This is a genomic window from Candidatus Halocynthiibacter alkanivorans (assembly GCF_003333265.1).
Lineage (GTDB): Bacteria > Pseudomonadota > Alphaproteobacteria > Rhodobacterales > Rhodobacteraceae > Halocyntiibacter_A > Halocyntiibacter_A alkanivorans.
Genome location: NZ_QOLB01000079.1, coordinates 106,693 through 127,982 on the forward strand (window position 1 = coordinate 106,693; position 21,290 = coordinate 127,982).

At 56.0% G+C, this 21,290-nt stretch carries 16 protein-coding genes and 1 pseudogene; 12 read left to right on the forward strand and 5 right to left on the reverse strand.

The genetic code is table 11. The features are described from left to right. The first annotated feature begins 99 nt into the window (after positions 1–99). The 5 genes from DWA01_RS09045 to DWA01_RS09065 all read left to right on the forward strand — a co-directional run bounded on the left by DWA01_RS09045 (position 100) and on the right by DWA01_RS09065 (position 7,036). A complete protein-coding gene (locus DWA01_RS09045) occupies positions 100–540 on the forward strand; it encodes a winged helix-turn-helix transcriptional regulator (RefSeq protein ID WP_114285517.1) in 441 nt (146 codons plus the stop codon). A gap of 86 nt (positions 541–626) precedes the next feature. Then, a complete protein-coding gene (locus DWA01_RS22935; RefSeq protein ID WP_136057706.1) occupies positions 627–938 on the forward strand; it encodes a hypothetical protein in 312 nt (103 codons plus the stop codon). A gap of 468 nt (positions 939–1,406) precedes the next feature. Continuing rightward, positions 1,407–3,629, forward strand: a complete 2,223-nt coding sequence (locus DWA01_RS09055; RefSeq protein ID WP_114285519.1) for an NADP-dependent isocitrate dehydrogenase — start codon at positions 1,407–1,409, stop codon at positions 3,627–3,629. Positions 3,630–4,397: 768 nt separating this feature from the next. After that, complete coding sequence (locus tag DWA01_RS09060; protein ID WP_235008489.1) at positions 4,398–6,596, forward strand: hypothetical protein; 2,199 nt, start codon at positions 4,398–4,400, stop codon at positions 6,594–6,596. Continuing rightward, a complete protein-coding gene (locus DWA01_RS09065) occupies positions 6,593–7,036 on the forward strand; it encodes a hypothetical protein (RefSeq protein WP_136057707.1) in 444 nt (147 codons plus the stop codon). The genes DWA01_RS09060 and DWA01_RS09065 overlap by 4 nt, the downstream gene beginning before the upstream one ends. 26 nt (positions 7,037–7,062) lie before the next feature. Here DWA01_RS09065 and DWA01_RS09070 read toward each other — a convergent pair whose 3' ends face one another. The 3 genes from DWA01_RS09070 to DWA01_RS09080 all read right to left on the reverse strand — a co-directional run bounded on the left by DWA01_RS09070 (position 7,063) and on the right by DWA01_RS09080 (position 11,469). Further along, entirely contained in the window at positions 7,063–7,878 is an 816-nt protein-coding gene (locus tag DWA01_RS09070; protein WP_114285522.1) for a sulfotransferase domain-containing protein, read from the reverse strand. After that, positions 7,878–9,059 (reverse strand): radical SAM/SPASM domain-containing protein, encoded by a 1,182-nt coding sequence (locus DWA01_RS09075; RefSeq protein WP_160115993.1) that lies wholly within the window; start codon positions 9,057–9,059, stop codon positions 7,878–7,880. Before DWA01_RS09075 ends, DWA01_RS09070 begins: the two co-directional genes overlap by 1 nt. A 286-nt stretch (positions 9,060–9,345) precedes the next feature. Further along, a complete protein-coding gene (locus DWA01_RS09080; protein WP_160115994.1) occupies positions 9,346–11,469 on the reverse strand; it encodes a caspase family protein in 2,124 nt (707 codons plus the stop codon). A gap of 931 nt (positions 11,470–12,400) precedes the next feature. Between DWA01_RS09080 and DWA01_RS09085 the strand changes: the two genes are divergently transcribed. The 3 genes from DWA01_RS09085 to DWA01_RS09095 all read left to right on the forward strand — a co-directional run bounded on the left by DWA01_RS09085 (position 12,401) and on the right by DWA01_RS09095 (position 15,463). Next, positions 12,401–12,622 carry a hypothetical protein gene (locus DWA01_RS09085; RefSeq protein WP_114285525.1) on the forward strand — a complete coding sequence of 74 codons (222 nt, stop codon included), beginning with the start codon at positions 12,401–12,403 and terminating at the stop codon, positions 12,620–12,622. A 300-nt stretch (positions 12,623–12,922) separates the two neighbouring features. Next, positions 12,923–14,266 (forward strand): PqqD family peptide modification chaperone, encoded by a 1,344-nt coding sequence (locus tag DWA01_RS09090; RefSeq protein WP_136057708.1) that lies wholly within the window; start codon positions 12,923–12,925, stop codon positions 14,264–14,266. 120 nt (positions 14,267–14,386) lie between these two features. After that, on the forward strand, positions 14,387–15,463 hold the full coding sequence (locus DWA01_RS09095) for a nucleotidyltransferase family protein (RefSeq protein ID WP_160115995.1): 1,077 nt from the start codon (positions 14,387–14,389) through the stop codon (positions 15,461–15,463). 124 nt (positions 15,464–15,587) lie between these two features. On the opposite strand, the gene DWA01_RS09100 is transcribed toward DWA01_RS09095, so the two are convergent. After that, complete coding sequence (locus tag DWA01_RS09100; protein WP_114285528.1) at positions 15,588–15,839, reverse strand: hypothetical protein; 252 nt, start codon at positions 15,837–15,839, stop codon at positions 15,588–15,590. Between the two features lie 657 nt (positions 15,840–16,496). Between DWA01_RS09100 and DWA01_RS09105 the strand changes: the two genes are divergently transcribed. Together DWA01_RS09105 and DWA01_RS09110 are read left to right on the forward strand one after the other, a co-directional pair. Beyond that, a complete protein-coding gene (locus tag DWA01_RS09105) occupies positions 16,497–17,936 on the forward strand; it encodes an NfeD family protein (RefSeq protein WP_114285529.1) in 1,440 nt (479 codons plus the stop codon). A 27-nt stretch (positions 17,937–17,963) separates the two neighbouring features. Next, on the forward strand, positions 17,964–18,740 hold the full coding sequence (locus DWA01_RS09110; RefSeq protein ID WP_114285530.1) for a slipin family protein: 777 nt from the start codon (positions 17,964–17,966) through the stop codon (positions 18,738–18,740). 337 nt (positions 18,741–19,077) lie between these two features. Here the strand turns inward: DWA01_RS09110 and DWA01_RS09115 are convergent, their stop codons facing one another. After that, positions 19,078–19,626 (reverse strand): VOC family protein, encoded by a 549-nt coding sequence (locus DWA01_RS09115; RefSeq protein WP_114285531.1) that lies wholly within the window; start codon positions 19,624–19,626, stop codon positions 19,078–19,080. Positions 19,627–20,087: 461 nt separating this feature from the next. Here DWA01_RS09115 and DWA01_RS09120 point away from each other — a divergent pair, with 461 nt between their 5' ends. Both DWA01_RS09120 and DWA01_RS23525 read left to right on the forward strand, forming a co-directional pair. After that, entirely contained in the window at positions 20,088–20,468 is a 381-nt protein-coding gene (locus tag DWA01_RS09120; RefSeq protein ID WP_235008490.1) for a ParB N-terminal domain-containing protein, read from the forward strand. 216 nt (positions 20,469–20,684) lie between these two features. Continuing rightward, positions 20,685–21,290 (forward strand): annotated as a pseudogene (locus DWA01_RS23525) (IS3 family transposase); the annotation flags it as partial.

The window sequence follows — 21,290 nt, forward strand, 5'->3', positions numbered from 1 at the left end:
TGTGGGCATCGGAAAATTCCTCTTGTGATTTGCAAGTGTTTATCTGGTAAATGTTGTACTTGCACATTGCAAGTGAATTTTTCTGTGCTATGGAACAGTATGAGCAAAGCACCAAAACCCGGATGGCACGGCTGCCCCACCCGATACGCTGCGGGTATCTTCGCGGATAAATGGTGTTTTCTTGTGCTCAGAGATGTTTTGCTACACGGCAAGCGAACCTATAGCGATTTTTATAATTCGCCCGAGGGCATATCTACAAATATCCTTGCAGACCGGCTGTCGCGATTTGAAGCAGCGGGTATGCTGGACCGCCAAACCGACCCCCGCAAAGCAAGCCGGGTATGTTACTTTCCAACAAGAAAGGCCCGCGACATCCTGCCCGTTCTTATTGGTATGATGGTTTGGTCAACCAAGTATGATGAACGCTCAGAGGCTCCGGACTCTTTTGCGGAGGCCTATCAAAACGATCCAGACAATACCATTGCGTGGTACGAGGCCGAAATTTCCCGTGTGGATGCGGAGATATTTCAAGCTCAGTGAACGCCCGAATTCTCTGGCGACTTAAACGCAACGCCAGCCATGACTGGATTTCGACACATTACCCAACTGTTCGGCCAGGTTCAGCAATGTCTGACGTCAGCGCCAGCAGCGGTTACTTCATCGCGTGGAAACTTTGCACGAATATGAAAGCCGCAGACGTGACGGACACGCGAGAACAGGCTTTACAGACTTCAGGATGCGCTCAGGGGCACGTCGTGCACATGCCGCACCTGCTCAGCAAGTTGCCAATGATTGCGCCACGGGTCCGCGACAGCCCCGGCGACCGTTCCAACCACATCGCTGCTGAACGGGTTGAATGGCTGGATGGCAAGGGCATGAAACACTCCCGGGGCGGACATTGCCATCCGCAAACGCAGCGCAAGATCCCCTCTCATTGACCGCTTTGCAATCGACTGCCCGGCAACGGATTTTGGCATCAAACGCCCAACAACCATTCGTCAGGACAGGCGCTGACGCCAGGAAGTTCTGAGAACAATGAGACAATCGTTTCTCCGGAACGCAACAAACAGAAGTTCCTGAGCCTGGCCTGTTGTTCGGACAATTCGCCCCGGGCTGGCGTAAGGCCAGTGTCCGGTTGCCCAGTCTACAGAGGCTGCTCTGCCCGAAGAGCCGCTGTTCTCTGCGCTGCGCCTGAGCGCCAGGTGAGTTGACAAAACCGACCTCCGGTGAGGTTCAGCGAAGTCTGCCTCGGGCACATTTCTGCAGCCTGGACGCCGTAGTTGGCGTCAATATTTGCCGCGCGTGGCGGTGCCACAAGTTGGTATCGCAGAGAAAATATGCTGTCGGTGGACCTCACAGCCCCGGTAGTATAGTGCTTGCATAAATTTCAGAAGGTCAAAGGCAGGATGACGAAAATGGACAATCCCGATATCGTATACACCAAAGTTGACGAAGCACCGGAACTGGCTTCTGCGTCTTTCTTGCCGATCGTTCAGCGTTTTGCTGCTGCCGCCGGTGTCACTATCGGCACCCGGGACATTTCCCTTGCCGGGCGCATCATTGCCGCCTTTCCGGAAAAACTGACAGAGGCACAGCGCCAGTCAGATGATCTGGCCGTTCTGGGCGAACTGGTCAAAACCGCCGAAGCTAACGTCATCAAACTGCCTAATATTTCGGCCTCCGTGCCCCAGCTCGTCGCCGCACTGACGGAGCTGCAATCGCAGGGCTACGATCTGCCTTACTATCCCGAGGTGCCTGCAACGGATACAGAAAAATCCATCCGTGCGCGTTTTGACGGGCTCAAAGGTTCTGCAGTGAACCCGGTTCTGCGAGAAGGCAATTCTGACCGCCGCGCCGCAGTTGCGGTTAAAAATTACGCAATGGCGAACCCGCATTCGATGGGTGCCTGGGCTGCAGACAGCAAAACCACCGTTACAACCATGTCCGCGAATGATTTCCGCGCCAACGAAACATCGGCCACACTGACGCCGGCACAGGCTGGCGCAGCCCGGATCGAACTGACGGCTCAGGACGGCACTGTAACGGTGCTGAAAGACGGGCTGCAGTTTCCTGCCGGCACCGTTGTGGACGCGACCTTCATGTCGGCCAAAGCGCTCGGTGCGTTCCTGCTGGAACAGATTGCCGCGACAAAGGCTTCTGGTGTGTTGTTCTCGATCCACCTGAAAGCCACGATGATGAAAGTCTCAGACCCGATCATCTTTGGTCACGCGGTCAAGGCGTTCCTGAAGCCGGTTTTTGACCAGTATAGCGACGATCTGGCGGCGGCGGGTGCCAATCCGAATTCCGGTCTTGGCGCGCTGCTGGACAGTGTTGCAGCCTCGCCAAAAGCCACCGAAATTCTGGCGGCTATTGATGCTGTGATGGCGGACAACCCGCCGCTTTACATGGTGAATTCCGACAAAGGCATCACCAACCTGCACGTGCCGTCTGATGTTATCATCGATGCCTCTCTGCCGGCGCTGATCCGGGCAGGCGGCAAAGGCTGGGGCCCCGATGGCAACGCGGCTGACACCAACTGCGTGATCCCCGACAGCTCTTATGCTGCCGTCTATGAAGAGGCGGTCAACGACTGTAAAACAAACGGTGCGCTTGACCCAACCACCGCTGGCACGGTGCAGAACGTCGGCCTGATGGCGCAAAAGGCCGAAGAATACGGCTCGCACCCCACTACGTTTGAAATCCCCGCCGACGGCACCGTGCGCATGATTGTGGCCAATGGCGACGTGCTGCATCAGCATGACGTCGAAAAAGGCGATCTCTGGCGTTCGGCCTCGACCCGTCAGGCCCCGATTGAAGACTGGGTGCAACTGGCGATTGACCGTCAGGCGCTGGTAGGCTGCCAGGCGATCTTCTGGCTTGATGAGAGCCGCGCCCACGATGCGGAGCTTCTCAAATATGTCACCTCGCTGCTGGCGGCGGCTGGCGTTGCTGACAAGTTTCAGATCCTCGCACCACGCGAAGCGACACGTGTCAGCTTTGGCACCATCCGCAAGGGCGACACCTCTATTGCGGTCACCGGCAACGTGCTGCGCGACTATCTGACCGACCTGTTCCCGATCCTTGAACTGGGCACCTCGGCCAAAATGCTGTCGATTGTGAAACTGATGAACGGCGGCGGCTTGTTTGAAACCGGTGCCGGCGGATCTGCGCCCAAACATGTGCAGCAGTTGCTTGAGGAAAATCACTTGCGCTGGGATTCACTGGGCGAGTTCTGTGCCCTGGGCGAAAGTCTGAAATATCTCGCACAGGTCAAAGGCAACGCCAAAGCCAAAGTGCTGGGCGACGCGGTTGATGTGGCGACCCAAGGCATTCTGGACCACAACAAGTCCCCGGGCCGCAAAGTTGGCCAGCCTGACAACCGCGACAGCCACTACTTCTTTGCCCGCTACTGGGCCGAAGCTCTGGCGGCGCAATCGGCTGATGCGGAACTGGCGGCGCATTTTGCGCCAATGGCGCAGACCCTGGCGGAGAATGAAGCGGCCATTCAGGCTGAAATCGTTGCGACGCAGGGTGGGGCTGCTGACACCGGCGGCTATTACCACGGTGAGGCCGGCAAAACGGCTGCGGTGATGCGCCCGTCTGCGACACTCAACCAGATCATCGGCTAAGCGCTGAATGTTCCTTCCCCCGCCAGAGCAATGATTTGGCGGGGGACACTGGCCGCCACGCGGCATCGGATCAGCTGTAATCCCTGCTATTTTGCCGGGACGTTGCTCAGGTGCCAGCACACGACCGGGGCCCGGGACCGCAGCTTCTGCCAGCGATCAGCGGAGGTCGTTTTCAGGCTGTATTGTTGAGAACGCGGGCTGATTTGAGGTCATCCTGCGGGTTCAGATTCTGCAGCGATGGGGGTTACATCCGCAGTCAAGCTGAGCGTAGACTACCCGCATTCCGGCACCACATTTATCAGTGATCGTCTGACCACAGCACCCGCGTGACCAACTCGCGGTATTTGATATGGGCGCATTCCGGATCAGCGCGCAGCACGGGTCGGGGGATGAGACGGGCAACCAGAATCGAACGTCAATCCGCTGGCAAGTTCGCCGAACCATCAGGCGTGTGACGCGCAGAGGGGGCTGATAAACCCCCCGGTTCAAGAGAGCGGGCGAACAGGATGCGGATCGCATTGGACGGGGAGAAAGGGCGAAGACAACATCGCCGCGCGCCTTCGTTGTGTTGAATCAAAAAAAAGGTTAGTCTCAAGTGGGTTTTTAAAGGTGAATTGTTATGGCGCGGATTAAAAAACTTTTTGCAAAACTGTCGGTTGTGATGCTTGCTGCGTCATGCGGATTGAATTTGACCGCACCAGATGGTGATAACAGCGGCAAAACATTATACCCGGGCAGGAACACTGCTCCCTCTGACGATACTTCATATTGAGCGTTGGCGGAGTGCAGCTTGACATCCTTTTCCTGGCAGACCTGAGGTTTCCCGGGGGGACATCAACGGCCCTCATCAACGAAGTCACGGCGGCAAAACAGGCCGGTCTGCGTGTTGCGATCTGCCCGGTTCAATCGTCTGTTCTGATCTCCCGCCGCCCGCCAAATCCGGATGTGCTGGCTCTTATATCCAAGCTCGGTGTGCAACTGCTTTCGGCCGGGCGGGATATTCGCACGCGTCTGGCACTGATTTATCACCCGACGCTTTTCAACCAACCATCGCTGCGTAAAATCTCCATCCTGGCGGCGAAAGTAGCAATGGTTGCCCATCATCCTCTGACCGATCCGCTGGGACGGCTGCAATTCCAGTTTGAGAATTTTCTGAACGTTGTCCGCCACGAGTTTGACCGGGAGCCGGTTGTGCTTCCCGTCGGGCCTGTGGTCCGGGACAGTTTTGCAGACAACGGGCATAGCGACACGCTCTGGCACAACAACTGGCACAATCTGATCGACACAGAAGCGTGGCCGCAACTTGACCTGCGCCCCAGGATCGATCGCATGGTGATCGGGCGGCACTCCAGACCGGACCTGTTAAAATGGCCCGATGAGGATGGCGCCCGGCTGGTCTACCCAAACAGTGCAGAGTTTTCGTTCCGCATGCTAGGCGTCGACGAGAAAATCATGACCGCTTTCGCGCCCTGGGCGTCTAACTGGCAAGCCAGACCATTTGCGAGAGGGGCGGTGCAATCCTTTTTGCGCCAGCTGGACGCCTATTCCTATTTTCACCATGATCACTGGAGTGAGGCTTTTGGCTACAATATACTGGAGGCCCTGGCGTCCGGTCTTCCCACTGTATTGCCGCCGCATTTCAAACCTTTGTTCGGCGACGCAGCGATCTATGCTGAGCCCGCTGATGCGGTCAAAGTCTATCAGCATCTGCGACAGGATCCTGCGGCGCGGATAAAACAAGGCGACAAAGCACGCAAATGTGTCGAGGCGCGATTTGGGCTTGACCAATACGCCCGGCGTTATGCAGAGCTTGTCGGTGATGTGAAGACAGAAACTGCGGCCCCGCGCCACGTTTTCCGCGCACTCAATCCCACCCGTGTAATGACCATTACCTCAAATGGTGTCGGGGTCGGGCACTTGTCCCGGCAACTGGCCATTGCCAAATCGCAGCCACCGGATGTCGAAACAAACTTCTTTTCTTTGTCAAAGGCGGTGACTTTTGCCCAGGAAGCTGGGTTTTGCGCGGAGTACCGGCCGTATCACCGTCAGCTTGGTGTGGATCCCAAATCATGGAACAGATGGTTTTACCAGGAGGTTCTGGAGGCGCTTGTATTCTACCGTCCGGAAACGGTCGTTTTTGATGGCAATGTTCCGTATCGTGGGTTGCTGGACGCGTTGGATCTCCATCCGCATATCGCGCGTGTCTGGGTGCGCCGGTCTATGTGGCGGCACCGGGATAAAAAAACCGCTGGTCGGGCAAAGAAATTTCATCTGGTCATTTCCCCCGGGGAGATTTGCGCCGCCGCGGACCCGCGAAATGACAGCGCAGACGATCCCTGGAGCGTCGCAGTGCCAACAATACTGCCGGTCCCGGTTGACGAGCTGCTTGGGCGTAATGCTGCCCGGCGGCTGTTGAATTTGCCAGCGGATGCGGAAATCGCGCTTTTGCAGCTGGGCGCCGGCGCTAATTTTGATATGAACCCGGCGCGGGAAATGGCGCTGGAAACTCTGTTGTCAGACCCCGACAGGCACGTTGTCGAAATTCTGTCTCCGGCGCGAACCGATAGCGTTGCACCAGTACATCCCCATCATCACCTGCGCACCATCTATCCGGTATTCCAATTCCAGAAAGCATTTGATTTCACCATCAGCGCCGCCGGCTATAACAGTTTCCATGAAATCATTGCGGGTGCCATTCCCTGTCTTTTTGTCCCGAATACCGCCTCTGAGATGGATCTGCAGGAAGTTCGGGCTGATTACGCTCAGCGCGCGGGCTGGGCGCTTTCTGCCCGGGTGAATGATACTTTTTCACTGCGACGCGGTTTAGACCGGCTCACTGCAGATCCCGAACTGCGCGCACAACTCACGGCCCGGATGCGGACCATAGACCATGACTGGGGCGGGGCGCAGGACGCTGCCAGGCTGATTTCTCTGATCGCTAAAACACAACCGGTAGTGCTCTCATGAAGTTAATCCCCCCTCAGGTTTCCCGTCACCTGCAGCGTGCAATGCTGCTGTTGATCCGGAGCGCCAACAATAAACGCCGCCCCGGGAGTTCTGAGGCTATCCTGTTGGCATCGGAAAAGGTCTCTGGTGTTGTCGGTCTTATCTGGGCACTGGATATCTGCCCGGACAGCGCAGAGGTTGAGAAAGCGGTGACCTCGCTGGGCGCGCTGGACACGTGCGTTCTGGTCACTGATACGCTCAATTTCACCAAAGCGGCCGGACTGGGCTGCATGGTCGAGGCACTGCCTGGCAAGCAAATCTGCCAGGCTCAGCCAGCGCTGGACTGGCAAACATATCTGGAGCGGCGCATCGCCCGCATCCGCTACAGCTGGGCGCCTGATGTAGAAGTTGTTGTTGCGCAAAGCCCGGCAGAATTTACCATTGCCGCAAAGGCGGGCTGACATACAGCAATGCCGCGGCCACTGGATTATGGTCCAAAGTCTGCCGCTGTTACCGGCTGGCTGAATGCTTCGTGCAGCAGATCAGCTTTTTCCAGTTCCATCCGGAATTTTGGCCCATTTTCAATCGCATCAATTACATTGTCGTTCAGATCTTGCCTGAAAAAACTTGAACCGATTTCACGCTTTGGATCACAGGTTGGAAACCCCAGTTCCGATTGCCTCAGCTCATTGAGAAGTGCTGATGATCCTTGCAGAACGTGTTGTTCATAAGACAAAATTAATGGTCGCGGTGCTTGATGCTGCTTCAATATCGTGGCGACAGTATTGAACCAGGACCGGGCATGACGGGCTTCAGTAGCAAACTTCCGGACGTCTACCACCGGTTTAAACCCGGTGGTGTCCTGCCGTTTCCAGACGTTCAGCGATCGCGCTTTCAGCAAAGACACATAGCGTGGCAGTTGCGCGCGCGTCAGTATGACAACGTCTGTGCGGGGATGGCTCAACAGCGCTGCGACAGCCGGTACAGGCAATTGATCGGCGAACAGCGTAAATGACACCCGGTTCAGCCCATGTTCCCGCGCGCAATGCTCGAGTTCAGACAATGCCCGCAACGGATCCGCATGAATCCAGCTCATCAGGTTGCTCGAAGCTTCTTCCAGAGTTTGATCCTGAAGCACATTGCGCAAATGTTTCAGGGCAATGGAATTTCCTGTCCTGAGACCAAACGCTCCGCGCGGGTTAAAGATTTCGCGCAGCCCCAGGACGCCGGGGATCTGGCTTACGATATCCTGCAGCCAGTTGGTGCCGCTCCGCTTCAGGGAAACAAGTAAGAGCCGTCGCATCAGAGAAACAGTTGTTCATATTTTTGGCGGGACTGATCCACAAGAGCGGTCATGCTGCCAAGTTCGATCCCGGGTTGGCGCAGCCCTGGATCAGCAAGGTGTCTGAGCAACAGATCGTGCTCCGGATGCTCTTCCGAACATACGTCCATTTTGCGAAACTCATCGGCGGAATAATGCCCCCAATTGCGCAACCTCAGGAAATAGACCCCATCCGCCCCGCTTTTGACCGCCAGACGTACAAAATCGCCGATTTCGCAGAAATTCTGTTGCTGTACGACAAAATCGAGACGAAAGCTGTCGATGGATCCGGTGCGCCGCAACATGCCCAGGAATCCCAGGTTTTTGCGCAGTTTATCAAACTGTCCGCCGCGGCGGACGACCGAATAAGTCTCAGCGCTGGCGGCATCAACAGACACCCAGACGGAGGACACCTGGTCCCAGAGATCCAGCTCCTCCCAGGCCCGTTCATCGGCCAACAGCCCGTTGGTGTGCAGTTGAATACGCCGCCCGGTTGTTCCCATTGAAGTCAGTTTTTTGAGAACGAAACGGAAATGGCGGCTGCCAAACGGGTCACCGGAGCCGGTAACCTTCACCTGGGACGCTTCCGCCACCAGAGGTAACAGCCGTTCTTCAAAGAGCTTGTCCAGCCGTTCGGATTTTCGATGCGCCAGGTTGATCAGTTTTGTCCGGCAACTGGGACACTGGATATTGCAGGACCGGTCATGGGACAGGATGACCCGGTCGGGGCCTTTTTCCACGTGGAGCGGATCTTCATCTTGCTGTGGCAGGTTTTTGTCCGGCTCCTTCGGTGGCAACCGCCGACCGGCAATGGCAGGACAATTCCAACGGCTGCAATGGCTGAAATCGCCCTCCAGTACCGATTTCCGGATGGCTTTTGCGCGTTTCGAGTTCCAGAAATCTTTTTCTTTATCACGCAGTGACCCGATTGTGACGGGTTGCCAGGCCGAACAGCAAAAATGAACACTGCCGTTGGTCCGGGTTTCGATTTGCCGGAACGGGGCAGGGCAGGTGCGGGTTTCAAGCCAACGGTCAACAGGCAAATGTAGCGAAGTGGACTGCTCCGTTGCCGCATCAGAAATCCGCTGCGCCAACAGGTCGTGGTGATCCCGGGCCACGACTTCATTGGTCAGATCCAGCGCCGCCTGCCAAGCCTGTTGCATCAGCGCGAACCATGCAGCAGCGTTCAGGGTCACGCGGCGCAGGCCAGATCTGTTGCTGATAGCCCAGTGTAAAAACGGCTGCGTTTCGTTTTCGCTGAGCGCTGACGACAGTCTGTCTCTCTGACCCGCAACAAATTTTGCGGCCGTTCTGTCCGGCCCGTCCAGAAGCCCACGCGACCGGATATACCTGTTCTCTGTGGCGTCAATCGTGGCGGTCAGTGACTGGAACGCCTTCTCTGCCAGTGACGGGCATGTCAGCGCTGGCGTGTCAGCCGGGGAGTTGGGCTTATATGCCATTGAGGCGCCGCTGTTGTTCTACTCTGCGCTCGATAACCGCGATCTGTCCTTCAGTTAACTGATTGCGGGCGCGTGCGAGAATTTTCTCAATGTTTTTCACCTTGCCGATCTCCGCCAATCTTGCGTTGAAATAGGCCTTTATCGGATCTGCCGGCACAACCACCCCGTCAAGATAGAGGCGCGCGAGTTCGCGGTACCCGTCCCGGAAACCCCGGTCGGCAGACAGCTTAAACAGATCAATCACCCGGTCGGGGTCTGCTGATCCGGCACCTGTAGCGATCAGATCCCTGGCGAAAAACACCGGTGCAAACCGGTCGCCCGCCGCAATTGCCCGTTGAAACCAAAGATGGGACTTGTTGCGGTCAGGCTCCACACCCCATCCCGCCAGGTAGCTGCGGCCGAGTGAGTTCATCGCCGCGCGCTGACCGTTGGCCGCGGCCAGATGATACAGCGCGGCAGCCGCGACCTCATCCTTTTTCACGCCGCGCCCTTTGCGGTACAGGTCCGCCAGCGCATTTTGCGCATTGGCCCATCCCATTCCGGAGGCCAGCCGATACCACAGCACACCTTCTTCCGGCACCGGGTCCATACCCTGTCCTTTGACAAACATTGTCCCGACATTGGTGCGGGCGCGCAGATTTCCCAGTTGCGCAGCCTGCCTGTAATAGGCCGCAGCGGTGTCGTAGTCGACATCTCCGCCCCTGCCTTTGATCGCCATAAAACCGAGGTTGGTGAGCGCCGCAGAATAGCCCTGGCCGGAGGCTCTCAAATAATAATACCGTGCTAAATCATAACGCCCCGCCAGGTCCAGGACGCGGCCGAACTGAAACAGGATACGTGGATTCTCCGGGTCCTCGTTCAGGCGGAAGCCGCACGCCCGGGCCGCCTCGCGTATGTTGACCAGCCCGCCCCTGATCGGCGGCGCAACCCGCTGCGGATCGGCCGGATCAGACGCCAGCATATCACAGCGGGTCACAAGCTGTGCCAGCCCGTTTTCCACCCGGGGCAGGCGATCCGGCCAGATCCGGAACAATTCGGCCGGAATGTCTGTGTCGGGTTGAAACCCCACCTGGGTCTCAAACACCGTCCGGGCACGTTCCAGCTCGAGGATTGTTGCCGAGCTGACCGCCCCGTTTGCAAGAACGAGCTGCCGGCTGGTGTCCGACCTGACAATCTGAATGTCGCGCAACCGTTGCGAAGCCTGGTCAATAAAAGAGCTGCCGGGGAAGGCAGATATGAAATCGGACAGAGTGTTGGCAGTCAGTTCGTTGCGCAGAAACCACCACACAACATCCCCCAGCTTCGGGGCTCTCGCTGACACGGTTTCCCTGGCTATCGTGTCCGAAAAGGCCGGTTTGAACTGTGGGTCAGTTTCTGTGGATCCGACCACCCAGGGGATTTGCAGGCTTTCAGTCGCAATCCGCACGTCCCGCCGCACCGAGCGCAGCGCCTGAGACACGGTAATACCTTTGCGCCGCAACGCGCGGCTGAAGGCAAGAGCATAAGGACCGTTGCCGCCGCGCGGACCGTCAAACGCCAGCTCGCCCGCACTGGTCGAATAGGCGATCAGAGTCTGGGCATCGCCGCTTTCCTCAAAGGATAGCCCCTGAGAAAACGCGTCGTCGATACTGGAAAACGGATCATTGCGGCAGGCATCAATGATGATCAACCGCAGCGATGCAACGGAACCAGGATCATCCTTTTCAGGCGTTGTTGCCTCCAGGATACTGGTAAGCGGCACCCGTTTTTCATTGATCGTCTCGGCGGTGAGCTCGTCGACATCCACAGCCAGCAACTGGTTCTGACCGTTGTACTGGAATGCATGCCCGGCATAATAAAACACGCTCAGATCAGCGCCCCTGAACTGCTCACCGATTTCGGCCAATATGCTGTCCATAGAAGCCCGCTCGACATCGAAGTAGGCGGAAACGGAAAAACCGGCCTCTGCCAGGGCCGCAGCGACAGAGCTTGCATCCCGCGCAGCATTGGCGAGCGGCGCCGCAGGATACCGCACATTGCCGATGACGGCGGCTTCAAACCGAGCTGCCTGTGACGGTAGTGTGGATACGAGCGACGCAGCGACAATCAGAGTGGGCAGAAGTTTCAATATCATGGGATAACCCCCGAAACTTTTGACTGAGCATAGTATGGCGACCATTTCCGGTCAATAATTCCGGAAACGTTCCGTCAACCCCCGTCGATTTATGACGCCGGTTTCGGCTCCCGGGAAGGAAACTGAAAACGACCGGGAAAGTATTGTGAATGTTCAAAGGCGGAATTCTGAGCCTTGTGGCCCATACTGCCGGGGAAATGTGGTGGCGGCTTTCCTGCGAATAATCAGCGTGTGTTCCGCGCCCGTCAACGGGCTGTGTCCCGGGTCACGCGCAACCCAGCAATCAATCCGGAAACAGTCGCAGTGAAGGACTGGTACGGCGTGCAGAGCTGGACGTTGCAAACTCTGTGCCGGAAGAGGCTTAATGCATCTGCTGCACCTGGCCAGGTCGCCACAGTTACTTCCGTTTGCATACAGATTGAAAAAACGGCTGATATATTGTACAATTCCCTCATTCATTAATTGATTGTTGGGGGGACAGATGGGGGACTCAAGGATTGAGCACCGTGTAACAAGACGCGATTTCCTGGCGCGGTCAGGCAAGATTGCAGGTGCAGCTCCGGCTGTCACACTGCTGCTGTCGACAACGAGCATTCCAAACAGCGCGGTTGCATCATACACGCATAATCACTCGGGTTATAAGCCAAAGGGGGGAAACCGTTCGCACGGGGGCAGAAGAGGCCGCAGAGGCCGCAGAGGTCGCAGAAGGTAGAATCGCGCTGCCCCGCAGCCTGTGGCACAGGGACCGGGCGCGCGTTATGACCACGCAGTTGGCAGAGGCTATCGCAGAACCGCGCGGGACAGACACCGGTTTGGTGCTTGATGTTTCAGTCAATACAACCGCAGGTTTTTCCCTTTGCATGTACATTGAAAAATCGGCCCAAAAATAGTACAATCCCCTTATTCATAAGGCGATAAACGGGAGGTACAGATGGAGAATGCGGAAAGCGAAAACAGCGTAACACGACGAGATTTTCTGGCCCGGTCAGGCAAGATCGCAGGTGCTGTACCTGCAGTCACATTGCTGATGTCGACCACGGTAATTCCTGGCAAGGCAATTGCGGGATACATGGATGGACCCATTATCCGCGACGAGTACGACGACGATGAATATGATGACGATGAAGAAGACGACGAAGAAGACGACGAATAAGACGATTAGATCATATGATAGTACGAATCGTACTGGCCCGCGGCCTCAGGAAATATGTCCGTTTGCACATTACGTGAAATTTGTGGCCTGAAACGCCGTGGATGCCGAGTGTGTCGTGCCTGCGTCAGGGGGCGTTGTGCGGGCAGCAATTTTCAGCCTGTATCAGAGATACCCGGCAGGCTAACAATAGTGCCGGTAAGTCTACGGAATAGAAGTCAATCCGCCTGAAATATTGTTCCGGGTGTGGCAACGAAACCCAGGCGGCATTGATCGCATAAAATGCTTTGGCTTTGATTACAATTGCCCGCCAAAGGCCCGTCAGATTGCAAACAAAACGGTGTCGAGAGTAGGGACAATCAAATATTTCGCCAGTACGGTTTTGGTCAGTTGCGTCAAACCGGTTTGAGGGAGCGCGTGTTAACTATGGGATCAGCAATTGCGCCGCACAAAGACGTCACCATCCACCTGATTGGGAAAGACGCTCTGTTGCTACAGGCTGAACGTGGCGATCTGATCCGGCTCAATCCAGCGGCGGCGTATATCTGGTGCTGTCTGCAAGATGGCCAGGGACCTGAAGAGATTATTTCTGATTACAGTTCTGAGTACTGCAGGTCCAAAGAGCATGCGCGGAACGAAATTGACCTGACCCTCAAAAATTTCAGTGATCATGGTCTGCTGGCAGGGGGGGCAGATGAGGCTGTAGAGTCGCGTCCTGAGCCCGGGCAAACGCCGCTCCCACGCAGGAGCACCCCCCCTGAAAGGAGAGGCCCGCAGCACAGCCTTCAAATTCTGGGCACAAAGTTCCATGTTTATTACCCCAGCGCTGATCTTCGCGACGCCGTGGAAGAGGTCATGGCGCAATTTTCCGAACCTGACAAAAGCTGTGACGTTGTGATGGATGTTGTCCGGCGCGGCGGGGGCTACGGAATCCTCGCCGATGGTCAGGAAATCGAGTCGGGGCGGTCGGTCGACGAGCTGATCCCCCAGTTAAAAAGTGCATTGTTGGTGACCGCGATCAACCGGATTGAATTCGGCGCATATTTCCATTCGGCGGTTCTGAGTGTTGGTGACGAACTGTTGCTGCTGCCCGGACCGGCAGGGAGCGGGAAAACCTGTTTAACACTGGCGCTCTCTCTCAATGGCTTTGGCTATGTTTCCGACGAAACTGCCTTGCTTGAAATGAAGACCATGCATATCCGCGCGGTTCCGCTGAGCCCCTGTTTAAAGTCTGGTGCCTGGGATCTGATTTCCACAATGTATCCAGCCCTGTCGAAAATCAAACCTTATCAGCGAGTTGACGGCAAAGAAGTTAAATACCTTCCTGTGCCTGCCTGGCGGGGGAACGGATCGCGGGATACGGCCCGCCCGGCGCGGTGGATGGTATTTCCAACCTACAGTCCGGAGCAACCAACCGAACTGCGACGTGTTGAGCATATCGATGCGCTTCAAAGGCTGGTTCAGGATTGCAATGCATGGCGCGCAGATTTGACGCCGCAAATGGTCGACCAGATCATTGAGTGGATTTACGGTGTGACCTGTTATGAATTATGCTTCTCGTCACTGGATGAAGCTGTGAATGAAATCGCCAGTATATGCAAAGATGGACAGTTCGGGCACAGCAACAAGCGGCTGCATCTTCTGTAATCGGAAGAAACTGCAGAAGCCTGATTTCAAATCCGCCGGACCGGCTCATGTCCTGGGCCAGGCCGGTTTTAAAACCAGACCGGAATGTCCCGACCGGTTCACAACACAAAAAGGTGTCTCTTGCCAGAAACCGATCCGGGAATAGATTTTGTTCTGGACTGCGTAGCGCAGCACCCCGGCAATGCGCGGAAGGTTCTTGCGGCGGGGATCAACCTTGAATCCGCAATCAAATTCGCAATCGACAATGAAGTGGTCGGAGAATTGCTTTTTGCGATTGAAAGCGAAAATCTCGACATCCCTGATGACGTCGTGCGGGCCATGCATATTTTTTTGCACCGATATCCTGTCCCATTGCGGGCGGTCCGGCGTCAAACCCTTGAAATTGCGAGAGTACTGAATGCGCATGGCGTGGATTTTTTCATCGCGAAAGGAGTGGTGTGGAACGTGCTGTACCGGGACGAGGGAGTCGTGCGAACAACCAAGGACGTAGATGTCTATCTCAGGAAGGAAGACATAACCTCTGTCGTAACCATGTTGGAGAAACGGGGATACATCCGTCGGAATGTTTCGCTGCAAACATCCCTGAAGCACCTGCACCACTATGATATCTGGTCACCTGATTACGGCATTCATATTGAGTTGCACTGGAACCTTGCCCATCCGCGGCACAATTTGCGGTTTTGCATTGATCAGGCAATCTCTCGCTGTGCCAGTGCCTTGTTTGACGATCAGACGGTGCCGGTCCTGAGCGCCCGTGATGCAATCGTCTTTCTCGCACTGGAACTTTCGAAAGACTCATGGGAGAACCTGAAAAAACTTATCGATTTCTCCCGGTGCGTTTCAGCCGCGTCTGACAATGATTTGTCCGGCGCGGTGGAATTTGCCCGCAGCAACGGATGCGCGCGCGCACTGTCAATCAGCCTGGCGCTGTCACATCAATTGGGCCTGGCACAAAGAACGGAGCATACCCCTTCATTGCGCAACTCCAACGGCGTTTCAGCAAGGCTGGTCGACATATGCGAGCAACATTTCAGATCAAACCGTAGACATCATTCGCTCGTTAGCAGGATGGTCCGGGGCCTCACGCTTGCACAAAAGCATGACAGTTGGCTGGCCCGGTTATATCATATCTGGCGCATCATCATCGTGTACAGATTTCACAGTTGGATCGGGTTGCGTGCAGACAAGTTTTGGTAGGTTCGGGAAATTGAACCGAACTTGAAGCCGGAGCAAAGGCAAAGTGATCATTTTAAATCACCATGCCATGCAATAGCCCCCTAAACCGGGCGCAAGCACGTTTCCAACAGAAAACCTGCCGCGTTCAATGCGGCTCGATGCCAAGCAACAGCAGTGCCGCGTGTAAGACGCTGAGTGAGTCGCCGTGACTGCCGCTTCCGTGCAGCATTTCACCCTCGTCCCGTAACGTCATGATCTCGGCCAGTTGCTCGGCTGTAAGCTCCGTGGTCATGGGAATAGCTTCATCAATTCGCTTTACATCCCTCGGACAATGCCCGGCGAAAGCCGGAGCCGAAAAGCTGATCACCAGTGCGGTTGCGATGTAGAGTTTGATCATAGCACTTACCCTTCTGTGTACGGCTGCCGGCGGATTGCCAGTGGCCAATGGAATTCTGAAGGTGCGGAAATTTGATACTAACTTAGCACATAGCTGCCTTTTGTCGACGTTGCCCCGTTTTTAACGCTGGATACCGGCCAATTTCGACTGTTGCAGACATCAGAGCGCCGAGGTCGGGGCAGCGACCTGTTTCGTGCAGAGGTTGCCCATCCCGGTTCATGCAGGCGCGGTTTTCGACACAGCGCTGCCATTTCGGCACCATGTGTCATCACGCTCATCCTCTGGCCGGTGTGATCAACCGCTTGCGAACGGCAGAGTGACCGGACACAGATCTCCCAAAAAAACGACGTGCCAGACGCTTGCACCACGCCTTTGCCGTGATGCCTGCATATCGATGGAGTTGAAGTTGCGCTGGTTCATAGGCCAACACGTCAATTCGCCCGGGCAATCACAGCTCCTTACTTTCTGATATGGGTCGCTCTGCTAGCTCCGACACCGCCGCGCAGTCCAGAGTGTCCGACCCGCGGCATTGCAAACCAGCTGAAAGCTGATCTGACGACCAGGTCGGGGCGTGGATCCCTTTCTCGTCAGATACTTAGCGGAAGAGAGCTGTCGCACTGGGCAAAAAGGCTTACATTAAAGTGCCAGGAGAAAAAAATGACGATTTTTCGATGGCTGGGTCGTCTCGTTTTCGCAGCGGTGTTGGTCTTTGCAGCGGCAACTTTGGCGTTCAGCCAGAATAGTGCTGGTGAGATTTCCCGGCCGGTGGCGATCCTTGCCGTTTTGGAAGGGCCGATAGGTCCGGCGTCTACGCGTCACATCGAAAGGGTCATCGGGATTGCGGCCGCCCGGCAGGCAGAGGTTCTCGTCTTGCGTATCGATACACCTGGCGGCCTGGTGGACGCGATGCGCGACATCATTCAGGAAATTATAGCCTCTCCGGTTCCGGTCATTGGTTATGTCGCGCCGCCCGGGGCACATGCGGCAAGTGCGGGCACGTATATTCTCTATGCCACCCATGTGGCTGCCATGGCACCGGGCACCAATCTTGGCGCCGCCACGCCGGTGCAGATCGGCGGCCTGCCCGGAATAACGCCGGCGCAAGAAGAAAAACCTGCGGACAGGACGGCAGAGCCGGACAGTTCAGCAAATGATACCCCCGGGGAAGACCGGCCCGCAGCAGCGCCCGGAGCAAGTTCGACAATGACTGCAAAGGCAACCAACGATGCGGTTGCATTCATCCGCAGCCTCGCAGAAATGCGCGGTCGCAATGCGGACTGGGCGGAGCGCGCGGTACGCGACGCGGCCAGCCTGTCCTCTGCGCGCGCCTTTGACATGAATGTGATCGACCTTGTTGCCGCGGATGTCGGGGAATTGATAGCGGCTTTGGATGGGCGTACGGTTCTTGTCGGGGGCAAAGACCGCGTGCTTTCGACCCGTGATCTTGTGGTTGAGGCGATCGAAATGGACACGCTCACAACCGTCCTCGCAATTCTGTCAAACCCAAATCTCGCTCTGGTGCTGATGATGATCGGCGTTTACGGGATAATTTTCGAGTTCTGGAATCCCGGTGCGCTGGTGCCGGGTGTTGTTGGGGCCATCAGCCTGACGCTTGGGCTTTACGCGCTCAATCAACTGCCTTTGAACTATGCCGGTCTGGCACTGGTCGGCCTGGGAATAGCCTTCATGGTGGCCGAGGCGTTTACGCCGAGTTTCGGCATTCTGGGTTTTGGCGGCCTGGCCGCTTTTGTGCTTGGATCTGCGATGCTGGTTGATACCGATTTCCCCGCCTTCCGTGTCTCCTGGTGGTTAATCGGAACCATGGCGGCTCTCAGCGCCGCGATATTAGTGGTCCTCCTTGGCTACACGATGCGCGCTTACCGGCGTGCACCGGCGCTCAGCCAAAACCCCATCGTGGGGAAAAACGCAGTCGTTATCGAATGGTCTGAAGAGAGTGGCTATGTCTGGGCCGAAGGTGAACGTTGGCGCGCCAGCGGGATGAGCGGTCTCGCCCCGGGAACCGCCGTTCGCGTCCGGGGCATTGCAGGGCTGACGCTTCAAGTTGACGGCGCGGCCGGTTCAACATCCGAACAGTAGAAAACGCTAGAAAGGAGAGGTCTCACTATGGAATTCATTATTTTCAATTCGATCGCCTACCTTCTTGGCCTGGGCCTCGTTCTCTGGTTCTTGTCGGCAGCCGTCTACGTTTTTCGCGAATACGAGCGGGGCGTTATGTTCACACTTGGCCGGTTTACCCGGGTGTGCGGACCGGGGCTTGTGATCATCATTCCAATTATACAGCAGGTGGTGCGAACTGACCTGCGCATGATTGTCGAAGACGTGCCCAGCCAGGACGTGATATCGCGCGACAATGTTTCGGTGAAGGTCAACGCGGTGCTTTATTACCGCATCGTCGACCCGGAAAGGGCCATCATCAATGTCGCGAATTTTGCCTCAGCCGTCAGCCAGTTGGCGCAAACCACGTTACGATCGGTGCTGGGCAAACACGAGTTGGACGAAATGCTGGCGGAACGGGAGAATTTGAACGTTGATATTCAGGCTATTCTCGACCGGCAGACCGATACCTGGGGCATCAAAGTTGCCAATGTTGAAATCAAGCATGTGGACATCAATGAAAGCATGGTGCGCGCCATTGCCAAACAGGCAGAAGCGGAGCGGTTGCGCCGCGCACGCGTCATCAATGCTGAGGGAGAGCAGCAGGCGGCGGCAAAACTGGTTGAGGCAGGGAAAATGCTGGCCACGCAGCCTAACTCCATGCAGTTACGTTATTTTAATGCCCTTAACGATATTGCCGGGGATCGCACATCGGTTGTGGTTTTTCCCCTGCCGATTGATCTCCTGCCCAAACACCTTGGCGACAAGGACAATAAGCCAGAGTAGCTGTCCGACCGGTTGTTGTTCTGCCCCCAGCAATGCGTCCCGTTGTAAGGCAGAGTTCTCCCTTGTTACTTTCCTGGCCGGGAGAACGGACAGGAGCGACAAAAGCATGCAAAATTACCGATGGGCACAGGCGGTTATTGTTGGGCAATGCGATGAGGGTCCTGGCGTCACGGAGATCTGCCGGAGTTGAAGAGAAAATAGACAGATCCGGTGAAGCAATCATAACGTCCAGCGGTAAGCACCGACCGGCAGGTTGTTGCGCGCAATGACTGCGGGGAGAAGCCCGCGACGAACTGACAAGCCTCCCTCTGGTGAATGTTTTACATGTCACGGGTTGTCAAATCCGGGGCACATCTTGAGACAGCTCATCTAGTGCATCCGCCAGATGCCTGTCAGAAACATTCAAATCACCATTGGCAACACGCAGGCGATGGGCCCGTACCAGAACATCCGTGTGACTGAAGCCGCGCGGCGGGTCAAATTTGTAGCAGGCCAGTTCGATCAGCTGGCCAAGCGGTTCCCGGAAATAGAGTGAATCCATGAAGCCCCGGTCCACATCGCCTGAATTTTTGAACCCGGCTTGTTTCAGCCGTTTGGCCGCTTGGGTATAGACCGCTCTGGAGACCATGAAAGCCAGGTGGTGCAGATTTCCTGGTGCCCCGGGATTGGGGGAAGCGTCCGGATCGCGGTCTTCTTTGGTGAAAACTGTGATCAGGCGCCCGTCGCCCGGGTCAAAATACAGGTGGTTGATCTCCAGGTTGTCCAGATTGGGCTGTTCCAGCACCAGTGGCATGCCCAGAACCCCTTGCCAGAAATCAATCGAGGTCTGCCGGTCAGCACCGTTGATCGTAATGTGATGAACACCCTGTACCTGAACAATTGCCATATCGCCTCGCAATACCTGTTGCATGGCAGAACGTAATTGTCCTGCCAACTCCCCGCAGTTTACGTCAATTCCGCAGATATCGATATTGGATTGTTGCATTGTCTTCCTGCCCGTCTTGAAATGCGACCGGGCAATTCACCACCGCCGGGACAACGCTCGACCGGGGCGTCCATCCTCTGGTTCAGAAATTCCGGTAATATCAGTTAAGATCCAGGGAACCTCACGCAAAACGCAATTGCGAATGGCTGCCGTGGGTTTTCAAAGAAATAACAACTCAACAGCCATTTGGTCCGTATCGGATGGGCTTAACAGCGATGTAGCGCGAACTTCTGTTCCGGAGCGACCGCAACGCTTTTGCTTGGCAAGTGAACATCTGAGCAGTCTCTGGAGACGGCGTTCAAATTGCATGCCGCAAAATTCGGGCAACACGTCTGGCTGACCTGCACGCATCTGCAGTAAAAGTGCAGCTGCAGCTTGTCCAGGGTCTGAGATATTCCACAGCACGGGCTCAAGTAGACCGGACAGGAAAAAATTGCGTTGATCTGCCTGACTCCGGGCTGGCAAAGCCGGACAAACAGGTGCAGGATTGGGCCATGTTGATCAAACAGATTTTCCCAATTTCCGATGTCCGCGTTCCGGCCAAACGTAAAAAATCGCTCGACCCGGTAAAGGTGCAAGAAATTGCCGAAGATATGCTGGAAAACGGCCAGACCACTCCGATCCGGCTGCGGAGTGCTAAAACAGGCTTTGTGCTGATCGAAGGTTTTCATCGTCTGGAGGCGCTGCGATCTTTGGGCGAGGACATGGTCGAAGGCTACCTGGTGCGCGCGCAGTTGCATTAAAGACGGCGGCAGGCCTCGGCATTATTCGCATGGCTGTTATTTTGCAGGCCGGTGCGCAGAGCGTTGTATCTGAATGTTTTTTCTTAGCCGGGGGGCGCCAGCATCGTCCAGGTTTGGGGCGTCGCTCAGATCATAAGAAAACGCACCTGCTATTGGTCTTGTCCCGATTTAGTTCCGGTCTCTTTCGAGCGATATTCGCAATGAAGGAGACAAGAAATGGCACCAAGATACAGCGAAGAATTCCGGCGTGACGCGGTTCGCATTGCAACGACCAGCGGCCTGACGCGACCCCGGATTGCGTCGGATTTGGGGGTTGGCGTTTCGACCCTGAACAAGTGGGTTCAACAACACCAGAACGACGACCTGATGTCTGGCCCACATGAAGATGTAGAGAAAGAGAACGCCCGCCTGCGCAAGGAAAACCGGGTTCTGCGCGAGGAGAGGGAGGTCCTAAAAAAGGCGACGATCTTCTTCGCAGGGCAAAAGGCGTGAGGTTTGCCTTTGTCGACACCTGGAAGAAGATCTGGTCTATCGAGTTTCTCTGCAGTGTTTTGCAGGTGACTTCTCGCGGCTTTCGCGCTTGGAAATCCCGTTCCATCAGTCAACGTCAGCGTGATGACATGGTGCTTTTGGCGCATATCAGGGACCAGCACCGGCTTAGCCTGCAAAGCTATGGCCGACCGCGCATGACTCACGAATTGCAGGAGCTGGGGTTAAACGTTGGCCATCGTCGGATTGGTCGGCTGATGCGTGAGAATGGCATACGAGTTGTCAGGACGCGTAAATTCAAGGCCACAACCGACAGCAATCACGCGTTCAACA

Excerpts from the sequence above, each read along its gene's own strand:
- DWA01_RS09110 (WP_114285530.1), top strand. The coding sequence starts at position 17,964 with ATGGAATTCATTATTTTCAATTCGATCGCCTACCTTCTTGGCCTGGGC.
- DWA01_RS09055 (WP_114285519.1), top strand. The coding sequence starts at position 1,407 with ATGACGAAAATGGACAATCCCGATATCGTATACACCAAAGTTGACGAA.
- DWA01_RS09115 (WP_114285531.1), bottom strand. The coding sequence starts at position 19,626 with ATGGCAATTGTTCAGGTACAGGGTGTTCATCACATTACGATCAACGGT.
- DWA01_RS09100 (WP_114285528.1), bottom strand. The coding sequence starts at position 15,839 with ATGATCAAACTCTACATCGCAACCGCACTGGTGATCAGCTTTTCGGCT.
- DWA01_RS09105 (WP_114285529.1), top strand. The coding sequence starts at position 16,497 with ATGACGATTTTTCGATGGCTGGGTCGTCTCGTTTTCGCAGCGGTGTTG.
- DWA01_RS09070 (WP_114285522.1), bottom strand. The coding sequence starts at position 7,878 with ATGCGACGGCTCTTACTTGTTTCCCTGAAGCGGAGCGGCACCAACTGG.
- DWA01_RS09065 (WP_136057707.1), top strand. The coding sequence starts at position 6,593 with ATGAAGTTAATCCCCCCTCAGGTTTCCCGTCACCTGCAGCGTGCAATG.
- DWA01_RS09085 (WP_114285525.1), top strand. The coding sequence starts at position 12,401 with ATGGAGAATGCGGAAAGCGAAAACAGCGTAACACGACGAGATTTTCTG.
- DWA01_RS22935 (WP_136057706.1), top strand. The coding sequence starts at position 627 with ATGTCTGACGTCAGCGCCAGCAGCGGTTACTTCATCGCGTGGAAACTT.
- DWA01_RS09045 (WP_114285517.1), top strand. The coding sequence starts at position 100 with ATGAGCAAAGCACCAAAACCCGGATGGCACGGCTGCCCCACCCGATAC.
- DWA01_RS09080 (WP_160115994.1), bottom strand. The coding sequence starts at position 11,469 with ATGATATTGAAACTTCTGCCCACTCTGATTGTCGCTGCGTCGCTCGTA.
- DWA01_RS09075 (WP_160115993.1), bottom strand. The coding sequence starts at position 9,059 with ATGCAACAGGCTTGGCAGGCGGCGCTGGATCTGACCAATGAAGTCGTG.